General features: G+C 65.9%; 18 protein-coding genes. 6 read left to right on the forward strand and 12 right to left on the reverse strand.

Going from position 1 to position 19,421, the window contains the following annotated elements; genetic code table 11:
• The 4 genes from RR42_RS32510 to soxC all read right to left on the reverse strand — a co-directional run bounded on the left by RR42_RS32510 (window position 1) and on the right by soxC (window position 4,125).
• Window positions 1-1,035 carry an ABC transporter substrate-binding protein gene (locus tag RR42_RS32510; protein ID WP_043356041.1) on the reverse strand — a complete coding sequence of 345 codons (1,035 nt, stop codon included), beginning with the start codon at window positions 1,033-1,035 and terminating at the stop codon, window positions 1-3.
• 115 nt (window positions 1,036-1,150) lie between these two features.
• On the reverse strand, window positions 1,151-2,068 hold the full coding sequence (locus RR42_RS32515) for a TauD/TfdA dioxygenase family protein (RefSeq protein WP_043356042.1): 918 nt from the start codon (window positions 2,066-2,068) through the stop codon (window positions 1,151-1,153).
• Window positions 2,069-2,273: 205 nt separating this feature from the next.
• The gene (locus RR42_RS32520) at window positions 2,274-2,873 is read right to left on the reverse strand and encodes a c-type cytochrome (protein WP_043356044.1); all 600 of its coding nucleotides are present in this window, start codon (window positions 2,871-2,873) and stop codon (window positions 2,274-2,276) included.
• Window positions 2,860-4,125, reverse strand: coding sequence for a sulfite dehydrogenase (gene soxC, locus RR42_RS32525; RefSeq protein ID WP_043356046.1), 1,266 nt, complete (start codon window positions 4,123-4,125; stop codon window positions 2,860-2,862). Before soxC ends, RR42_RS32520 begins: the two co-directional genes overlap by 14 nt.
• 251 nt (window positions 4,126-4,376) lie before the next feature.
• Here soxC and RR42_RS32530 point away from each other — a divergent pair, with 251 nt between their 5' ends.
• Genes RR42_RS32530 through RR42_RS32555 form a run of 6 tightly spaced genes read left to right on the forward strand, consistent with a single transcriptional unit; the run spans window position 4,377 to window position 10,437 of the window.
• Window positions 4,377-5,474, forward strand: coding sequence for an ABC transporter substrate-binding protein (locus tag RR42_RS32530; protein ID WP_043356048.1), 1,098 nt, complete (start codon window positions 4,377-4,379; stop codon window positions 5,472-5,474).
• A 4-nt stretch (window positions 5,475-5,478) separates the two neighbouring features.
• Window positions 5,479-6,327: an ABC transporter permease gene (locus RR42_RS32535; RefSeq protein ID WP_043356049.1), complete on the forward strand. Its 849-nt coding sequence runs from the start codon at window positions 5,479-5,481 to the stop codon at window positions 6,325-6,327.
• Window positions 6,328-6,361: 34 nt separating this feature from the next.
• Complete coding sequence (locus RR42_RS32540; RefSeq protein ID WP_043356051.1) at window positions 6,362-7,183, forward strand: ABC transporter permease; 822 nt, start codon at window positions 6,362-6,364, stop codon at window positions 7,181-7,183.
• Between the two features lie 41 nt (window positions 7,184-7,224).
• Window positions 7,225-8,067 carry an ABC transporter ATP-binding protein gene (locus RR42_RS32545; RefSeq protein ID WP_043356053.1) on the forward strand — a complete coding sequence of 281 codons (843 nt, stop codon included), beginning with the start codon at window positions 7,225-7,227 and terminating at the stop codon, window positions 8,065-8,067.
• A gap of 43 nt (window positions 8,068-8,110) precedes the next feature.
• Entirely contained in the window at window positions 8,111-9,061 is a 951-nt protein-coding gene (locus RR42_RS32550) for a TauD/TfdA dioxygenase family protein (protein WP_043356056.1), read from the forward strand.
• An 11-nt stretch (window positions 9,062-9,072) separates the two neighbouring features.
• The gene (locus tag RR42_RS32555) at window positions 9,073-10,437 is read left to right on the forward strand and encodes an LLM class flavin-dependent oxidoreductase (RefSeq protein WP_043356058.1); all 1,365 of its coding nucleotides are present in this window, start codon (window positions 9,073-9,075) and stop codon (window positions 10,435-10,437) included.
• A gap of 99 nt (window positions 10,438-10,536) precedes the next feature.
• Here the strand turns inward: RR42_RS32555 and RR42_RS32560 are convergent, their stop codons facing one another.
• The 8 genes from RR42_RS32560 to cyoB all read right to left on the reverse strand — a co-directional run bounded on the left by RR42_RS32560 (window position 10,537) and on the right by cyoB (window position 19,418).
• Window positions 10,537-11,631 (reverse strand): porin, encoded by a 1,095-nt coding sequence (locus RR42_RS32560; protein ID WP_043356060.1) that lies wholly within the window; start codon window positions 11,629-11,631, stop codon window positions 10,537-10,539.
• Between the two features lie 103 nt (window positions 11,632-11,734).
• A complete protein-coding gene (locus RR42_RS32565) occupies window positions 11,735-13,072 on the reverse strand; it encodes an MFS transporter (RefSeq protein ID WP_043356062.1) in 1,338 nt (445 codons plus the stop codon).
• Between the two features lie 123 nt (window positions 13,073-13,195).
• A complete protein-coding gene (locus RR42_RS32570; protein WP_043356064.1) occupies window positions 13,196-14,140 on the reverse strand; it encodes a PDR/VanB family oxidoreductase in 945 nt (314 codons plus the stop codon).
• Window positions 14,140-15,186: an aromatic ring-hydroxylating oxygenase subunit alpha gene (locus RR42_RS32575; RefSeq protein WP_043356065.1), complete on the reverse strand. Its 1,047-nt coding sequence runs from the start codon at window positions 15,184-15,186 to the stop codon at window positions 14,140-14,142. The genes RR42_RS32570 and RR42_RS32575 overlap by 1 nt, the downstream gene beginning before the upstream one ends.
• Window positions 15,187-15,248: 62 nt before the next feature.
• A complete protein-coding gene (locus RR42_RS32580) occupies window positions 15,249-16,031 on the reverse strand; it encodes a GntR family transcriptional regulator (protein WP_043356066.1) in 783 nt (260 codons plus the stop codon).
• 391 nt (window positions 16,032-16,422) lie between these two features.
• Window positions 16,423-16,788 carry a cytochrome o ubiquinol oxidase subunit IV gene (locus RR42_RS32585; protein WP_043356068.1) on the reverse strand — a complete coding sequence of 122 codons (366 nt, stop codon included), beginning with the start codon at window positions 16,786-16,788 and terminating at the stop codon, window positions 16,423-16,425.
• Window positions 16,788-17,438, reverse strand: coding sequence for a cytochrome o ubiquinol oxidase subunit III (gene cyoC / locus RR42_RS32590; protein WP_043356070.1), 651 nt, complete (start codon window positions 17,436-17,438; stop codon window positions 16,788-16,790). The genes RR42_RS32585 and cyoC overlap by 1 nt, the downstream gene beginning before the upstream one ends.
• Before the next feature lie 3 nt (window positions 17,439-17,441).
• Window positions 17,442-19,418, reverse strand: a complete 1,977-nt coding sequence (gene cyoB, locus RR42_RS32595) for a cytochrome o ubiquinol oxidase subunit I (protein WP_043356072.1) — start codon at window positions 19,416-19,418, stop codon at window positions 17,442-17,444.
• Window positions 19,419-19,421: the final 3 nt, after the last annotated feature.

Genomic DNA, 19,421 nt, shown 5'->3' on the forward strand with positions numbered 1-19,421 from the left:
TCAGCTGCCCTGCGCGGTGACCGGATCCTGGAAGAAATAATCCTGCCAGGATTTCGGCTGGTTGCGGATGGCACCCACCCGGTGCATGAATTCGGCCAGCGCAAAGGTGTTCTGCGGCGCAACCTTGAACTGCACCTGCGGGTTCTTCAGGATCTTGACCAGCAGCGCGCGATCGATCCTGGCCTTGTTGACGCGGATGTACAGGTCGGCGGCGGCTTCCGGATTGGCGGTGGCGAACCTGGCCGCCTCGGCCAGCGCATCGACAAAGGCGCGGTAGGTCTTGGGGTTGTCGTTGCGGAACTTCTCGGTGGCATAAAGCACCGTGGCCGAGCTGGGGCCGCCCAGCACGTCATACGAGTTCAGCACGATGCGCGCATTGGGATTGCCGGCCAGCTCCTGCTCCTGGAACGGCGGGTTGCCGAAATGGCCGCTGATCTCGGTGCCACCGGCGATGATGGCCGCAGCCGCATCGGGATGCGGCACCGCCACCGTCCACTTGTCCAGCCGGTTGAACGCCTTGTCGCCCCATTGCTTGGCCGCGGCCAGTTGCAGCACGCGCGACTGCACCGATACCGATACCGCGGGCAGCGCGATGCGGTCCTTGTCGGTGAAGTCGGCGATGGTCTTGACCTTGGGATTGTTGCTGACCAGGTAGTAAGGGAAGTTGCCCAGCGATGCCACGCCCTTCACGTTCTGCTTGCCGTGCGTGCGGTCCCACACCGTCAGCAAGGGGCCCACGCCCGCGCCGGCGATATCGATGGCGCCGGACAGCAGCGCATCGTTGACGGCGGCGCCGCCGGAGAGCTGGGTCCATTCCACCTTGACGTCCACGCCCTGCTGCTTGCCGTGCTTCTCGATCAGTTGCTGGTCGCGCGCCACGTTGAGCAGCAGGTAGACCACGCCGAACTGCTCGGCGATGCGGATCTTCCCTTCCGCATGGGCCGCGCCGGTGGCCGCCATGCCGGCGGCGAGCGTCAGCGCGACGACGCCACGCGGCCAGCGGGCGGAGAAAAGACGGGAACGTAGCAGGGACATACGGGACTCCGGTGGGTATTGCGGGTATTGCGGATACTGTGGATACCGCGGATACGGTGAATTCGGTAGCACGCAGGGCGGGCCAGGCCAGCCTGCCGCGCGCCATGCGTGCCGCTCAGACAGGCAGATCGCCTTCGATGGTCGTGCGGTACATCACGCGGCGCATGGCCTGCGGGCAGCCTGCTGCCAGATGCAGCAGCGAGCGGTTGTCCCAGAACACCAGGTCATGCTCCTGCCAGGCGTGGCGGTAGATATGCTCGGGCTTGACGCTATGCGCGAACAGCTGCGCCAGCAGGTCGCGGCTTTCGTCTTCGGGCAGCCCGGCGATGCGCGTGGTGAAATGCTCGCTGACGAACAGCGCGCGCCGTCCGGTCTCCGGGTGCGTGCGCACCACCGGCTGCAGCACGGGGGCCACCTGCGCGATCTGCTCGGGCGTCAGGTTGGGACGCCATGGGCTGCGCTGTTGCAGCTCGGCGTATTTGGCCAGGTAGGTGTGCTCGGCCTTGAGCCCATCCACCTTCGCCTTGAGATGCGCGGGCAGCGTTTCCCAGGCCAGGTGCATGTTGGCGAACAAGGTGTCGCCACCCTCGGCCGGCAATTCCCGGGCGTGCAGCAGCGAGCCCAGGCTGGGCTTTTCCTTGTACGAGAGATCGGAATGCCAGAAATGCCCGGCATCGCCCAGCCCGATCGGCTTGCCGTCCTTGAGCACGTTGGAGACGATCAGGATCTCGGGGTGGTTGGCAAGCTGGAACTGGTGCAGCACATGGATCTGCAGCGGGCCAAAGCGGCGGCTGAACGCAATCTGCTGCGCGGGCGTAATGCGCTGATCACGCAAGACCACCACGTGGTAGTCGAGATGCGCGCGGTGGATGCGGGCGAAGTCTTCCGCAGACAGCGGCTCGGCCAGGTCCAGGCCAACGATCTCGGCGCCCAGCGGCGCATCGAAAGGGCGGATCTCGAACCGGGCACTGCCGGTGGCAGCAGCAGGCGCGGTGGCACGGGAAATTGAGGCCGGGTGGATTCCAATCGTCATGACAGGCTCTTGAGCGGGGGACCGAAAGTGTGTAGCGAAACGCGCGCGGCACCGCGCCTGGCTGCTCAAGGCAACAGGCAGACCTGCACCGCTTGTTCTTAAGCTTTGCACTGTAGTGACCTCGGACTGGAGCGGTCAACGAATGTAATCGCTGCCGCTTATTCGCTTATCGCATATGGGCGCCTCGCGTGTTTTCGGCGTAGTCTCAGCGTGCCGGTGCGCCACAGCTGCGGCGGCAAGGCACATTCGCCGTATCGGGCCGCGCGTCCGCGACGAAGCCGTCGCGATTCGGCATGCGCACCTGCGGCAATGTGCGTGCATCCAGCACGGCATCCGCCGGCACGATGCCGTTCAGGTGCAGCAGATACGCCGTGACGGCATAGACCTCATCCGCCTTGAGGCTCTGCGGCGCGTTGTATGGCATGGCCCGGTTGATGAAGTCGAACACTGTCGTCGCATACGGCCAGAAGCTGCCGATGGTCTTCAATGGCGGCTTGCCGTTCGCGCCAGCGCCTTTCAGACTGCCGTGCCCGCCGACCAGCGCATCGGCCGGCTTGCCCTCTCCTTTCAAGCCGTGGCACGCGGCGCACTGGTTCTCGTAGACCTGCTTGCCAAGCGTCACGCTGCCGCTGCCTGGCGGCAGCCCGGCGCCATCTGGCGTGACATCGATGTTCCAGCCGGCGAGATCGCGCTCGCTGGCCAGCAAGCCTAGGCCGTAGGTTTGCGCCTGTGCCTGCGCGCAGACCGCGGCCATCGCCAGCACGGTGGCGGCAATGTGGGTACGGTGGGATTCAAGCGCGCGCATTGGCAATACTCCCGTCGGCGCTGACGCGCCAGGCTTGTATGGCGTTGTAGTGGTAGGTGGACTCATAGCCGCGCGCGGCCACCAGCTGGTCCGGCAAGGGCTGCACATTGCCCGCCTCGTCGATGGCGCGGCTTTGCAGCACGGCCGGCCCGCCTTCCCAGCGCCATGGCAGGCGAAAGCGCGTGAGCGCGCGGTCCAGCACGGGCTCCTGCAACTGCGCCTCGCGCCAGTTGCGCCCGCCGTCCACCGACACTTCCACGCGCCGGATGCGGGCGTAGCCGGACCAGGCGAGGCCGGAGATTTCGTAAAAGCCTTTGTCGCGCAGCCGGTGGTCCGGCGCGGGGAAGGTGATCACGGACTTCACGTCCATCATGAAAGTGAACTGGCGCGCGCTGCCGTCCGGCAATGAATCCGTGTACTTGGATGTCTCTTCGCGCGTCATGAAGGGCGCGCGGCCGAGCTTGAGCCGGCGCAGCCATTTGATGCTCATATTGCCCTCGAAGCCAGGCAGGAACAACCGCAGCGGATAGCCATGCTCGGGCCGCAGCATCTCGCCGTTCTGCGCGTAGACCAGCAGCGCGTCTTCCATCGCCTTGGCCATCGGCACGCTGCGCGTCATGGTGGCGGAATCGGCGCCCTCGGCCAGCAGCCAGGCGGCGTCGGGGCACACGCCCGCCTCCTCCAGCACGACGGACAGCGCAACGCCCGTCCATTCGCAGCACGACAGCAAGCCGTGGCTGATCTGCACGGAAGTGGCGCTGGGCGCGCGCCATTCGCGCCCGGTATTGCCTGAGCACTCCAGGAAGTGGATGCGCGAGACCGATGGCAGCCGCACCAGGTCGTCCATGGTGAAGATGCGCGGGCGCTCCACCAGGCCATGCACCGCGAGGCGGTGCTGCGCCGGATCGATCTGCGGGATGCCGGCGTGGTGGCGCTCGAACACCAGGCCCGTGGGCGTGATGATGCCGCGCAGGTCCTGCAGCGGCGTCATGGAGGAGTTCGCGCCGGGCATCGGCGCGGGGCCACGGTTGCGCCGGATCACGTTCTTCTCGAACGCGGAGGGCTGGCCGTAGGCGTGCCACAGCACCGGCTCGCCGGGCGTGCGGGTCCAGGGCGGCACCGTCAGTACTTCGGCCTGCGCGGGGGCGGGCGCACCTGCAGCGAGCGCCACGCCACCCAGGCCCGCGCCCTGGCGCAGGAAGCGGCGCCGGCCGGGCTGCGGCTGCCCGTTCCTTTCGTTGTTACTGGTCATTGGCTCAGCCCTTGTGCGTTCTGCACATAGCGAAAATGGCGCACTCTATGCCACCGCGCCGCCTCACGGAACGAAGGAAAGCGCATGCCCATATGCGTTGCCGCGTCACCATCGCCATCTGTGGTGCATATGCGCGCAGGCCATATCCAAGAGCAGAAACATTCGTTCTGCCGTGCCGATGGCGCCGCGTATCTTGAGAGCCGTTGGTGGAATTCTTCCCCACGAGCACAAGACACAGGACCACATCCACGATGGCAATCACGCGACGTACCCTTCTTAAACGCCTTGCAGTGTCCGGCCTGGGTGCCGCCGCGTCCACTGGCTCGCTCAGCGTATTTGGCGCGCCGGGCGCGGCGCGGCCGGACGTGATCCGCATTGGCGTGGCGCAGCCGGCCACCGGCACGCCGCCCACTTTCGCGGGCAGCTCCATGGCCATCGCGCACGCGCGCGGCTGGCTGGAAGACGCGTTCAAGCCATCAGGCACGCGCATCGAATGGCTGTTCTTCAAGGGCGCGGGGCCGGCCGTGAACGAAGCCATCAGCACCAACCAGCTCGATTTTGCGATGCAGGGCGACCTGCCCGCCATCGTGGCGCGCGCCGCCGGCCTCAAGACGCGGCTGATACTGGCCACGGGCGTGCGCACCAACATCTATATCGGCGTGCCGCCCGACTCCCCGCTCAAGACGGTGGCGGACCTGCGCGGCAAGCGCGTGTCGCTGTTCAAAGGCACCAATATGCACCTGCCGGCATTGCGCCTGCTTGAGGCCAACGGCCTGGCCGAGAAGGACCTGCGCTTGCTGAACCTGGACACCGCGGGCTACCTGGCCGCGCTCACCACGCGGGATATCGACGGCGCCATCGGCGCCATGGATATCCTGCGCCTGCGCGACAAGGGCGCGGTGCGCATCCTGTACTCCAGCAAAAACCAATCGCCGATCTACACGCGCCAGAGCCATGTGCTGGTGACCGATGCGTTCGCCAGCAAATACCCCGAAGCCACCCAGCAACTGGTCAAGACCGCGGTGCAGGCCGCACGCTGGGCCTCCGACGAAAAGAACCGCGAAGACGTGCTGCGTACCTGGGCGCGCGCCGGCACGCCCTACGAGCACTGGAAAGAAGACTACGAAGGCGAACCGCTGCGCGTGCGGCTGAACCCGAACTTCGACCCCTTCCTGGTGAGCCGCTACAAGGACGCCACCGAGCAGGCGTACCGCCTGCGGCTCTCCCGCGCGAAGTTCGACGTGGACCAGTGGATCGACCCGAGCTTCCTGAGCGCCGCGCTGAACGACCTGAGCCTGCAGAGCTACTGGCCGGTCTACCAGCCCAACGGCAAGATCCTCGGAGCCTGACGCGATGGCAGCCAACGATACCCTGGCGCTGCCGGCCGCGGCGGGCACCGCCCCCGCGCAGCGTGGCAAGCGGTTGCACGGCTGGCGGCCCACCCGGCAGCATGCCGCGTGGCTGCTGGCCTGGCCGGTGCCGCTGACGCTGCTGCTGATCTGGTACGTGGCGGCGCGCCTCGCGTGGATTCCGCCGCAGGTGCTGCCCGCCCCCGACACCGTCTGGCACACGCTCACCGAGCTGTACCAGAGCGGCGAGCTGCAGGCCAACCTGGCCGTCAGCGCATTGCGCGTGGCGGGCGGCTTTGCGCTGGGCCTGGCCGGCGGCCTGGCGCTGGGCGTGGCGATGGGCCTGTCGCCCAGCTTGCGCGATTACGTCTATCCCACCTTCAAGGCCTTCAGCCAGGTGCCCGTGCTGGGCTGGCTGCCGCTGCTGATGCTGCTGGTCGGCATTGACGAAGCGCTCAAGATCATCCTGATTGCCAAGGCCTCGCTGGTACCGATCGCGCTCAATACCTACAAGGGCATCCAGAACGTGCCCACGCGCTATATCGAGGTGGCGCGGGTGCTGCGCTTCACCCGCTGGCAGCTGCTGTCGCGGGTGGTATTTCCCGCCGCCGCCGCGCCGATCTGGAGCGGCATCCGCTACGGCCTGACGCACGCGTGGCTGGCGCTGGTGGTGGTGGAGCTGCTGGCCTCCTCCGAAGGGCTGGGCTACATGATCGTGTACGGCCGGCAGCTGTTCCAGCTCGACATGGTGATTGCCGCGGTGATCGTGGTAGGCGCGGTGGGCTTCGCGCTGGACAAGGTGCTGGCGCTGGCCGAGCGCGCGGTATTGCGCTGGCGCAAGCCGGGGCTCTGAGTTGCGGCACAAACCAACAGCAAAGGAAAACAACATGGCCGATGCCTACGCGACGCCGGTAACGAAATCCGGCAACCCGCGCTCCCTTCGCCTCCCGCGCGCATTGCGCGGCTGGGTGCTTCCTGTCGGCCTGGTCATCCTGTGGTGGGCCGCTGTGCGTTTCGGCTGGAGCACGTCGCCGCTGCTGGTGCCGGTGTCCAAGGTCTGGGCCACGGCGGTGGAACAGGTGCGCAGCGGCGCGCTGTTTGCCGCGCTGTCGGCCAGCCTGTGGCGTGACGTTGCCGGCTTCGCGCTGGGTGCCAGCGTGGGCCTGTTGTTTGGCACCGCGCTGGGGCTGTCGCGGCTGTTCGAGCAACTGGTGGGGCCGACGTTCCACACCATCAAGCAGATCTCGCTGTTCGCCTGGATCCCGCTGATCTCGGTCTGGTTCGGGCTGGGCGACACCGCCAAGGTGGTGTTCCTGTCGCTCGCGGCTTTCTTCCCCGTGGTGCTCAACACCTTCGAGGGGATCCGCGCCGTGCCCGCCGATCTGCTGGAAGTGGCCAACGTATTGAAGTATTCGCGCCGGCAGGTGCTGCTGCGCGTGGTGCTGCCGTCGGCCTCGCCATCGATCTTCGCCGGCATCCACCTGGCGCTGATCTACGCCTGGCTGGCCACGCTCGGCGCCGAGTACATGCTGGTGTCCGGCAAGGGCATCGGCAACACCCTGACCGATGGCCGCGAGAATTTCTGGATGGACCTGGTGATCTTCGGCGTGATCGTGGTCGGGCTGGTCGGCTTTACGCTGAACTGGATCGCCAGCCGCATCGAGACCCGCCTGCTGGCGTGGCGCGGGCGCTCGGTCGCCGCCTTCTGATCCTGAACCCATTGCTTCTGAACCCATCCCGGAGACCTGTCATGGCCCGAGCCGGCACGCTCGATATCGCGCACCTGCGCAAGCAATACGAAGTCAAGGGCGAGCCCCTGCCCGTCCTCGAAGACATCACGCTGTCCATCGCGCCCGGCGAGTTCGTCAGCATCGTCGGCGCCAGCGGCTGTGGCAAATCAACCTTGCTGCGGCTGGTGGTGGGGCTGGAGGAGGACTACAAGGGCGAGATCCTGCTCGACGGCAAGCGCGTGGTGGGCACCAGCCTGGACCGCGGCATCGTGTTCCAGGAGCACCGGCTGTTCCCGTGGCTGACAGTGGAGCAGAACATCCGCACGGCGCTGCTCAACGCCAACCTGACCGAGACCGAGAAGCGCCGCACGGTGCGCGAGCATATCGCGCTGGTGGGGCTGGCCGGCTTCGAGACCGCGTTCCCCCATCAGCTATCGGGCGGCATGTCCCAGCGCGTGGCCATTGCCCGCGCGCTGGTCACGCGCCCGGAGATCCTGCTGCTCGACGAGCCCTTCGGCGCGCTCGACGCCCTGACGCGCGCCTACCTGCAGCAGGAGCTGCACCGCATCTGGCAAGCCGAGGGCATCACCATGATCCTGGTCACCCACGATGTCGAAGAAGCCATCTACCTGGGCGATCGCGTGGTGGTGATGGAGCCGCGCCCCGGGCGCATCCGGCGCATCCTGCCGGTGCCGCTGGCCCATCCGCGCGACCGAGCCGCGCTGGGCTTCGCGCGCGTCAAGGACGACGTGCTGCAGGAATTCACCGGGCGCCTGGCCGATCTCGCGCAGGCGCCCATCAAGCGCGAACCCGATCCGGAAACCACCGACCGGCTGCCACCCCATATCCAGTTCGCGATCTGAATCTGAATCTGAATCGCGCCCCTCGCCCACAGGAGAATCCCAGATGACCCAGCAGCAAGCCGCAGCACAAGTCACGTTAGACATCCACCCGGTCGCCGGGCGCATCGGCGCCGAGATCCGCGGACTCAAGCTGGCGCCGGACCTCGACGCCACCACGTTCGGCGCCGTGCGCGCCGCGCTGCTGCGCCACAAGGTGCTGTTCTTGCGCGACCAGGACCACCTGGACGACAAAGCCCAGGAGGGCTTTGCCAGCCTGTTCGGCACGCCCGTGCCCCACCCCACCGTGCCCTCGCGCGACGGCACGCGGTTCCTGCTCGAACTCGATTCCGAGCACGGCGGCCGCGCCAACTCGTGGCATACCGATGTGACCTTCGACCTGGCCTACCCGCAGGTGTCCGTGCTGCGCGGCGTGGTCATTCCCGCCGCCGGCGGCGACACCGTATGGGCCAATACGGCCGCGGCCTACCAGGATCTGCCCGAGGCGCTGCGGGAACTGGCCGACCGCCTTTGGGCGCTGCACACCAACGACTACGATTACGCCGCCACCCGCAACACGGTCAGCACCGAAGCCATCAAGCGCTACCGCGAGGTCTTCACCGCCGCCATTTACGAGACCGAGCATCCGGTGGTGCGCGTGCACCCGGAAACCGGCGAGCGCACGCTGGTGCTGGGGCATTTCGTGAAGAAGCTGCTTGGCTACTCGTCCTCCGACTCGCAGCATCTGCTCAGCGTACTGCAAGACCACGTCCACCGCCTCGAGAACACGGTGCGCTGGCGCTGGCGCGCCAACGACGTGGCGATCTGGGACAACCGCGCCACCCAGCACTACGCCATCAACGACTACGGCGATGCGAAACGCGTGGTACGCCGCGTGACCATCGCGGGCGATGTGCCGGTCAGCGTGGACGGACGCCGCAGCGTATCGGTGAAGTCCGCCGCGCCCAAGCAAGCCGAGCCGGCCAACCATGCGGCGCCGGCACGCGCCGCCGCATAAGGGAGCCACGGATGAGCCAACCCGCATATAAGCGCCAGCTCAAGCTCGGCGCCTTCCTGCAAGCCACCGGTCACCATGTGGCCGGCTGGCGCCACCCCGGCGCGCAAGCCAACGCCGGACAAGATCTTGCGCACTATGTGCGGCTGGCGCAAAGCGCCGAGGCCGCTCAGTTCGATACGATCTTTCTCGCCGACGGCGTCGCAATCCGCGCGCTTGACGATGCCACCCTGCCCCGCACGGCGCGCGCCGCCAGCTTCGAGCCGCTGACGCTGCTCTCGGCACTGGCCGCGGTGACCGAGCGCATCGGCCTGGTGGCCACCGTCTCCACCACCTACAACGAGCCCTTTCACGTCGCGCGCAAATTCGCCTCGCTCGATCACCTGAGCGGTGGCCGCGCCGGCTGGAATGTGGTGACCTCGTGGTCCGACGCCGAGGCGCGCAACTTCAGCCTGGACAAGCACCCCGAGCACGCCGAGCGCTACGCGCGCGCCGAGGAGTTCGTGGATGTGGTGACAGGGCTTTGGGACACCTGGGAAGACGACGCCTTTCTCTACGACAAGGAAAGCGGCCTGCATTTCGCGCCCGACAAGCTGCGCGCACTGGATCACCACGGCAAGCATTTCCAGGTGCGCGGACCGCTCAACGTGTCACGCCCGCCGCAGGGCCATCCGGTCATCGTGCAAGCGGGCTCGTCCGAGGCCGGACAGGAACTGGCAGCGCGCACGGCGGAGGTCATCTTTACCGCGCAGCAGTCGCTGGAAGACGCCCAGGCCTTTTACCAGGGCCTGAAAGGCCGGCTGGCGCGCTATGGCCGCACACCCGACCAGCTCAAGATCATGCCGGGCGTGTTCCCCGTGATCGGGCGCAGCGAAGCCGAAGCGAAGGAGAAATTCGAGGCGCTGCAAAGCCTGATCCATCCAGCCGTGGGGCTGGCCCTGCTATCGCAGAACCTCGGCGGCGTGGATCTCTCCGGCTACCCGCTCGACGGGCCGCTGCCCGACGACCTGCCCGAGCCCAACGGCGCCAAGAGCCGTTTCCAGCTGGTGACCGGGCTAGCCCGGCGCGAGGGACTGACCATTCGCCAGCTCTACCTGCGCGTGGCTACCGCGCGCGGGCACTGGTCCATCCATGGCACCGCCGAGAGCATCGCCGATCAGCTGCAGGCCTGGTTCGAAGGCGGCGCCGCCGACGGCTTCAACATCATGCCGCCATGGCTGCCGGGCGGCCTCGACGACTTCATCGAACTGGTGCTGCCGGAGCTGCGCCGGCGCGGGCTGTTTCGCGAGCGCTACGAGGGCAGCACCTTGCGCGAGCACCTGGGCCTGGCGCGGCCGGCGCATCCGCGTGCGTTCGGCGGCGCGCGGCAGGTGGCCTGACGGGCCCGGCGTTCCCTTGCGAAGGAGCAGAGGTTGCCAGTCGGCCAGTCGGCCCGTCCGAGGCGACAGGGCTGCGCCAGCACAGCCATGCCTGCACGGTCAGAACACGTGTTTCATCCCGACCATGGCCCCAAGCTGGCTAGCGCCGGGTGCGGGATTGGTGCCCGTTCCCGCATTGCTGACGGACAGCGCAAGGTTGCCGCCGTTGTTGATGAAGCCGGCTGTGCCATAGACGGACGTGCGCTTGGTAAAGGCATAGACGCCGCGCGCCGCGAACAGCCACGCCTTGTCCGCGCTGTTGTGATAGCGCAGGTTGAACACCTCGCCGTCGACGCTGAACGCCGGCGTCACCTGATACGTCACGCCGCCGTAGAACATGTCGCTCACAGGGGTCGGGCTGGCCCTGTTGTCCCGGCGCAGCCAGCCCAGGCCGATCTTGGTGTCCCGGTTGACCAGGACATAGCCGTTGATGGACAGGCGGTCATCCGTCAGGCTGCTGCGGCTCAGCCCGGCAAAGGCGCCCGGGCCGCCGCGCAGCGAATCGTAGGCGGCCGCCACGCTCCAGGCCGCAGTGTCGTACTTGAGCATCGCAGACCACTCGCGGCAGGCGCGCTGGTCCGCCGGATTCTCTCCCGCGCAGTTGGTGCCCGACGGGCTCGGGCCCGCGTTGACCGTATCGCGGCCGAAACTGTAGGTGGCGCCGGCGGTCAGGCCGCCGAAGGTACCCTTGTACGAGATGGCATTGTCCGTGCGTGTATTGGGCAGATAGCTATCCAGCGAACCCGAGCCGAAGGCGTTCGGCCCCAGGATGTCGGGCTCGGCCATGGCCCAGAACAACATGGTGTACTGCCGTCCCAGCGCGACCTGCCCCCAGTTCCCCGAGAGGCCCACCAGCGCCTGGCGGCCGAACAGGCGTCCGCCCTGGTTGTTGGCGCCACTATCGGGCCCGAACCCGGACTCCAGCCAGAAGATCGCCTTCATGCCGCCACCCAGGTCCTCGGTGCCGCGCAAGCCCCAGCGCGATGGCACCGTGCCGGTCAGGTTCGGCATGCGCAAGACACTGTCCTTTGCCGCGCCGATATGGGAGATGTACTCCACGCCCGTATCCACCACCCCATAGGCCGTCACGTTCTGCGCCGCGGCAACCACCGGGATCGCTGCCGCGATGGCAGCGACCGTATGTCCAAGTTTCATTGTCATCCTCCCGTTTCTTCTAAGATTTGGGGCAAGCCGGGGGCCTGCCGCCCAATGTCGGCACGCTATTGCGTGTTCTATGTGGTGCCGCTTGTGGTACCGCTCAGTGAGCGGCGATGCGTACCGCCTGTCCGTCAGCCGCCGGGGACCGGCCAAGCAGGCCGACGCTGGCGATGGCTACCAGCAGCGGCAGTGCGAAGACGTAGTACAGGTTTGAGGTGGGCCAGCCCGCGTCGACCAGCGCGCCGGCGACCAGCGGAGCCAGCACCGCACCGAAGCGGCCCATGCCGATCGACCAGCCCATGCCCGTGGTGCGGTTTTGCGCCGGATAGAGAATGGGCGCGTAGGCGTACAAGCCGACCATGCAGCCGAAGATGCCGCCACCGATGAACAGGGCCAGCACGAACGCCACCGACAAGGTATTGGCGTACAGGCCAAATGCCACCAGCAACAAGGCGGTCAGGACAAAGCAGGTCCACAGCAGCGGCTTGAGCCCGATGCGCGCGGCAAGGAAACCGAACAACGTGCCGCCCACGATGCCGCCGACGTTGAGCAGCACGCCGCCGGTAATCCCCTGCTGCGCCGACATGCCGGCCGCCACCAGCAGCTTCGGCGTCCAGCTCAGGACAAAGTAAAAGCTGAACATCACCAGGAAAAACGAAGTCCAGATCATCAGCGTAGGCATGGCGAGGCGACCGCCAAACAAGCTGCGAACCCCGCCCTGGGCTGGCGTCTGCGCGGCGGCGCGCGCCGGCATTTCGGTAATGCGTTCGCGCCCCATGCCGGCGAGAAGCTTGTTGAGCTTGTCGACCGCGCCCGCCGGGCGCCTGGCGATCAGGAAATCCAGCGATTCAGGCAAGCGTGCCAGCACGACCGGGATCATGACCAGCGTGACCAGCCCGCCAAAAACGAAGACGCTGCGCCAGCCGTAGTGCAGCAACAGCACGCCGGCGATGGCGCCGCCAATCGTCGCGCCCACCGGATAACCGGTGGCCTGCAGCACGATCGCGGTGCTGCGCCACTTGTCCGAGGCATATTCGCCGGTAATGACGTTGATGCTGGCCAGCATGCCGCCGATGCCAAGCCCGGTGATCGCCCGCATGGCCGCCAGTTGGGTCACGCTCTGCGCGAACGCGGACCAAAGCATGCCCGCCGAGATCGTCACCAGGCAGAGCAGGATGACGGGGCGGCGCCCGAGCCGGTCGGCCCAGGGCGCCAGGAACAGCGATCCTGCCGCCATGCCGAACAGCCCGGCACTGAGCAGAACGCCAATCTCCTTGCCGCTCAGGTGCCAGTCGCTGGAGATATGCGAGGCGGTGAACGCCATCGCCAGCACGTCAAAGCCGTCGAGCATATTGAGCACGATGCAGATCGCTACCGCCATGATCTGGAACCGGCTCATCTCGCCTTGGTTGATGGTTTCCCTGATGTCGAGCTTCATTGTCTACCTCCATGTATTTATTTTGATTTACCTGGTCGATCTGATCGATCTGACTAGTCCGATTGATCGGAATGACAGCGGGACTGACGGCAACTACCGGCAGCCAACGACGACCACCGGCAACTACAAATCCAGCACCAGCAAACCCGTCCGGGCGCGCGAGCAGCACGGCAGGAACTGATCGTTGGCGGCGCGCTCCTCGTCCGTCAGATAGGCATCACGATGGTCCGGCTCGCCCGCCAACACGCGCGTCAGGCAGGTTCCGCACACCCCCTGCTCGCAGGATGTCTGGATCTCCACGCCATTGGCCGACAGCGCCTGCACCACCGTCTGGTCCGGCTCGACATCGATCACCAGCCCGCTGCTCTGGACCTTCACCTGGAATGCGCCGGCGACGGCGCCCAGCACCACGGGCGCGGCAAAGTACTCGCGATGGAGGTTCGCTTCCGGCCAGCCGGCATCCTTCGCCTGGCGCAGCACCGCATCCATGAATCCGGTGGGGCCGCACACATAGAGATGCGTCTGCGCGCCGGGGGCGGCGAGCAGGCGCGGCAGGTCGGCACGATGGCCCGGCGGCTCGTCGACATAGAAATGCGTGCGGTCCCGCAGATCGTCGTGCGCAAGCCGCTCGCGGAACGCCGTGTGCGCCGCCGTGCGGGTGCAGTAGTGCAACTCGAATGATGCGCCGGTCTGCGCCAGGCGCTGCGCCATGGCGAGGATGGGCGTGACACCGATGCCACCGGCGAGCAGGATCGAATGCGCGGCGCCGGTAGCCAGCGCAAAGTGGTTCTTCGGCTCGCTGATGTCCAGCGTGGCGCCCACTGCCAGCGCGTGCATGGCCACCGATCCGCCCCGGGAGGCGGGGTCGCGCAGCACGCCGATCTGGTAGCGGTGGGTCTCGGCGGGGTCGTTGCACAGGGAGTACTGGCGCACCAGTCCCTGCCCGATCCGTACGTCGATATGCGCGCCCGCGGTGAATGCCGGCAGTGTGCCGCCGTGCGGCGCGACCAGTTCGAACACGGCGATGCCCGACGCCGCGTCGGCCTTGCTTGCGATCCTGACCTGCATCACGCGCCCTCCGCTTGCCCGGCATGCTCTTGCTGCAGCAGGCGATCGAGAATCCGCCGCGCCTGGACGCCGCCGGCATCGATATTCAGCTTGAGCAGCTTGCGCTCGGGATTGGCCAGGATATTGCGCTGCTGCGCCTCCAGCATTTCCAGGTCTTCGGCGAAGATCTTGCCCTGCCCTTCGCGGATGGTTTCGGTCAGCTGCGCGTCGTCTGCCTTGAAGTTGCGCGCCATGCCCCAGAAGTACCAGATCGACGTCTCGGTTTCCGGCGTGATGAAATCCACCACGATGCTCGACGCCTTGTGCTGCGGCTCGGCGTGATACCCACCCTTGCCCGCGTGCGCCACGCCCACCTCGATCATGACGTGGCTTGGCGGCGTGAAGCGGCAGATCTGCCAGCGGTCGCAAGGCACATCGTCCGCAAGGCCGTTGCCGCGCAATGCCGCGGCCCAGAACGGCGGCGGCAGGATGGCCTCCATATGCCGGCCGGTCACGACCGTGTCGCCCTCCACCCGGGTGGAGGGCGCCGCCTCTTCAATCTCGGCCTGCCCGATGCTGGAGGCATGGACGTATGTCTCATGGGTCAGGTCCATGAGGTTGTCGATCATCAGCCGGTAGTCGCAATGGATGTAATACAGCCCACCGCCGTGCGCCCAGTCCGCACTCACCGCCCACTCCAGGTGCGGGATCGCTGCCGCGTCGGCCAGCGCGGCGTCGCCCGGCCAGACCCAGACAAAACCATAACGCTCGACCGCCGGATAACTGCGGATCGACGGAAACCCGCCGACGCGCTGCCCGGCCATCCTGGCGCATTTGCCGTCGCGGCCCATGGTCAGGCCGTGGTAGCCGCAGACCAGTTGTCCGTCACGGACAAAGCCCAGCGAAAGCGGCGCGCCACGGTGCGGGCAGAAGTCCTCCAGCGCGGCGACGCTGCCGTCCTCCCCCCGGAACAGCACCATTTTTTCATTGCAGATCGTGCGGCCAAGCGGCTTTCCCGCGAGTTCGTCCGGCGTGCAGGCCACGTACCAAGTGTTTTTCAGAAACATAGCGATCCCCTCCCTGGCGCCCAACCGCGCCAAGGTTCAATGACTTACGAAAGTGGATTAGGTCAGGCCGGGCGGCCTGCTCGACGAATCAGGCTGCCGCCGAGCACCTGCGACATCGCCTGCTGGTTCTGCATGGCGATCTTGAGGTTGCGGTTGGCGATGCGACTGTGTTCACGCATCAGCGCTTCGGCGCGGGCGCCCTCGCGCAGTTCGATCGCCTCGACCACCGAGCGGTGCTGCGCCTGCGCAAGCAGCAGCATTTCGCGCGCGCTTTCGTCAATGGACTGGACCATCACGAAGGCGCTCGCGGAGGCGAACGGGATATTCATCACTTTCTCGATCTGCCGTGCAACCAGGGGGCTGCCGGCCGCTTCGGCCAGCAACTGGTGGAAGCGCGCGTTGAGATCGACATACGCAGAGAATTTGACCGCAGTCAGCTCGCCGGTGAGTGCCGTGTCGATTTGCGTGATGCAGTCGCGCAAGCCGCTCAGGATGGTCTGGCCGACGCCGCGCTCCGCGGCAAGCCGTGCCGCCATGCCCTCCATGGTGCCCCGCAGCTCGATCGCGTCGCTGATTTCACTTTCGGCGAAGGAACGGACCGCAAAGCCGCCGGACGGGATGGGCTCGACCAGGCCTTCTTCCTGCAAGCGGATCAACGCGGCCCGGATCGGAGTGCGGGAGACGCCGAGGCGCTCAACCACCCACAGTTCGGAGATACGTGCGCCCGGCGCGAGATCGCCGCCGAGGATCAGCTCCCGCAATCCGAGCAACGCCCGGACCGCCTGGGAGGCGCTGGCGCCGGCTTTGCTGTCGCTGAGGTTGTCATTGTCGTTGTCGGTTTGCATGATGCGTTGTCTCTACTTGTGGGGGCGAGCGTGTCCGGTGATGCAAGATGGCCGCTATTGAATACAGAGTGTATCCAGACGAAGCCAACCAAGCAACACGGAACCCATTAACCTAGGGTAAACGTCGACAAAATACGTAAATTTCAGGAAAATAAAGCAGCCGGCAACGCATTTTCGTGGGGGGGAACCCGGCCAAATTGAAGGCGTTGTATACAGCGAAGAATCAAGGCTTGGCGGGGAAAATCCCGCCACCGGCGAAGGCGGAAACCAGCGTGCCGCTGCCGCACAAACAAAAACGACCCGGGCGCTCACGCGACCGGGTCGTTTTTTCACGTTGCTTGCGTGGCGTGGTTCGCCAGGAGGCCGAACCACGCTTAGCCACGCTTAACGCTCAATGCACCATCATATTGGCGTTCATGTTGTGCATGATCCACAGCGAGCCCGCCACCACGATCAGCAGGATCAGCGCGGTGAAGGCCAGGGCCATCACGTTCCAGCGCTGCTCCGACGAGCTGTCCAGGTGCAGGAAGTAGATCAGGTGCACGACGATCTGCACGACGGCCAGGCCCAGGATCACAGCCAGCGTGGTCGAGGCTTCCAGCGTGCCGCCCATCACCAGCTTGAACGGGATGACGGTCAGGATCACCGCCAGCACGAAGCCGATCACATACGACTTGACGCTGCCATGGCTGGCGCCCGCGGACGTGGTGCCGTGCGCGTCGTGGGCGACGGCGGCAGAGACGTTGCTATGTTCCATTACATCGCTCCCATCAGGTAGACCACGGTGAACACGCCGATCCAGACGATGTCCAGAAAGTGCCAGAACAAGGCGAAGCAGGCCAGGCGCTTGGTCATGGTCGCGGTCAGGCCCTTGCGGGAGATCTGCCACATCAGCACGGCCATCCACAGCAGGCCGCTCGCCACGTGCAGGCCGTGGGTGCCGACCAGAGTGAAGAACGACGACAGGAAGGCGCTGCGCTCGGGGCCTGCGCCCTCGGCGATCATGTGATGGAACTCGTTGATTTCCATGCCGATGAACGCCACGCCCAGCAAGAACGTGATGCCGAGCCAGAACTGCAGGCGGGCACGCTGGCCGTTATGCAGCGAGATCATTGCCATGCCCGAGGTCAAGCTGCTGAACAACAGCAGGAAGGTCTCGACCAGGACGTAGTTCAGCTCGAACAGTTCCTTGCCCGACGGGCCGCCTGCCACTTCGCCGCGCAGCACCGCGAACGCGGCGAACAACCCGGCGAAGATGATGCAGTCGCTCATCAGGTACACCCAGAAACCAAACACCGTGTTGGCGCTGGTGTCGTGATGGGCGTGATCGTGCGAATGATCGTGCGAGTGGGCATGCGCCTCGGTGGCGCCATGCGCGGGATAACGCTGTAGGACTTCAGTCGTCATGGTTCAGGCCTGTGACGCAATGCGCTGGAAATGGCTCGTTTCGACCGCCTGGACTTCGTGCGCGGGCACGTAGTAGTCGATGTGGTCGTCGTTGCTGCGGAAGATAAAGCTGACGATCATGCCAACCAGGCCTACCGCCGCCAGCCACCAGATATGCCAGGTCAGGGCAAAGCCCAGCGCCAGGCTGAAGGCACCGATGTAGAAGCCGGCGCCGGTGTTCTTCGGCATGTGGATCTGCTCGTAGTGCGCTTGTTGCTGCGGCACTTCGCCACGCGCCTTCATGTCGGCGAACGCATCCAGGTCACGCACCACCGGGGTGTGCGCGAAGTTGTAGAACGGCGGCGGCGACGACGTTGCCCACTCCAGCGTACGGCCACCCCAGGGGTCGCCCGTCACGTCGAGGAGTTCCTTGCGGCGGCGCACGCTGACCACGATCTGCAGGACCTGGAACAGGATGCCCAGGCCGACAAACGCGGCGCCGATCACTGCCACGTACAGGTACGGGTTCCACGCCGGATTGTCGGTGTGGTTCAGGCGACGGGTCATGCCCATGAAGCCCAGCGCGTACAGCGGCATGAAGGCCAGGTAGAAACCAATGATCCAGCACCAGAACGCGTACTTGCCCAGGCGCTCGTCGAGCTTGAAGCCGAACGCCTTCGGGAACCAGTAGGTAATGCCGGCGATGTAGCCGAACAGCACGCCACCGATGATCACGTTGTGGAAGTGGGCGATCAGGAACAGGCTGTTGTGCAGCACGAAGTCAGCCGCCGGCACTGCCATCAGCACGCCGGTCATGCCGCCGATCACGAAGGTGACCATGAAGCCCAGCGTCCACAGCACGGGCGTGGTCATCTGCACACGGCCGCGGTACATGGTGAACAGCCAGTTGAAGATCTTCACCCCGGTCGGGATGGAGATGATCATGGTGGTGATGCCGAAGAACGCATTCACGTTGGCGCCGGAGCCCATCGTGAAGAAGTGGTGCAGCCAGACCAGGAACGACAGCACCATGATGGCGCAGGTCGCGTAGACCATGCCCTTGTAGCCGAACAGCTTCTTGCCGGAGAACGTCGAGATGATTTCCGAGAAGATGCCGAATGCCGGCAGGACCAGGATGTACACCTCGGGGTGGCCCCAGATCCAGATCAGGTTCACGTACATCATGGCGTTGCCGCCCATTTCGTTCGTGAAGAAGTGCATGCCCAGGTAGCGGTCAAGGCCCAGCAGGCCCAGCGTGACGGTCAGCACCGGGAAAGCGGCGATGATCAGCACGTTGGTGCACAGCGCGGTCCAGGTAAACACCGGCATGCGCATCAGGGTCATGCCCGGGGCGCGCATCTTGAGGATGGTCACCAGGAAGTTGACGCCGGTCAGCAAGGTGCCCAGGCCCGAGATCTGCAAGCTCCAGAGGTAGTAGTCCACCCCCACGCCAGGGCTGTACGCAATGCCGGACAGCGGCGGATAGGCCAGCCAGCCGGTGCGCGCGAACTCGCCGACGCCCAGCGAGACATTGACCAGCATCGCGCCGGCAACGAACAGCCAGAAGCTCAGCGTATTGAGGAACGGGAAGGCCACGTCGCGCGCGCCGATCTGCAGCGGCACGACCAGGTTCATCAGGCCCGTCATCAGCGGCATCGCCACGAAGAAGATCATGATCACGCCGTGGGCGGTGAAGATCTGGTCGTAGTGCTCAGGCGGCAGGATGCCCGGCGAGCCGTTGGTGGACAACGCCAGCTGGGTACGCATCATGATGGCGTCGGCAAAGCCGCGCAGCAGCATGATCAGCGCAACCACGGAATACATGATGCCGATCTTCTTGTGGTCGACCGAGGTGAACCAGTCGTTCCACAGCCATTTCCACTTGCCGAAATAGGTGATCAGCGCGCATAGCGCCACGCCACCCAGCGCTACCATCGTCAACGTGCCCATGATGATGGGCTCGTGGAACGGGATGGCATCCAAACTCAATTTGCCAAACATCTC

Source organism: Cupriavidus basilensis (genome assembly GCF_000832305.1).
In the GTDB taxonomy this organism is placed as follows: Bacteria; Pseudomonadota; Gammaproteobacteria; order Burkholderiales; family Burkholderiaceae; genus Cupriavidus; species Cupriavidus basilensis_F.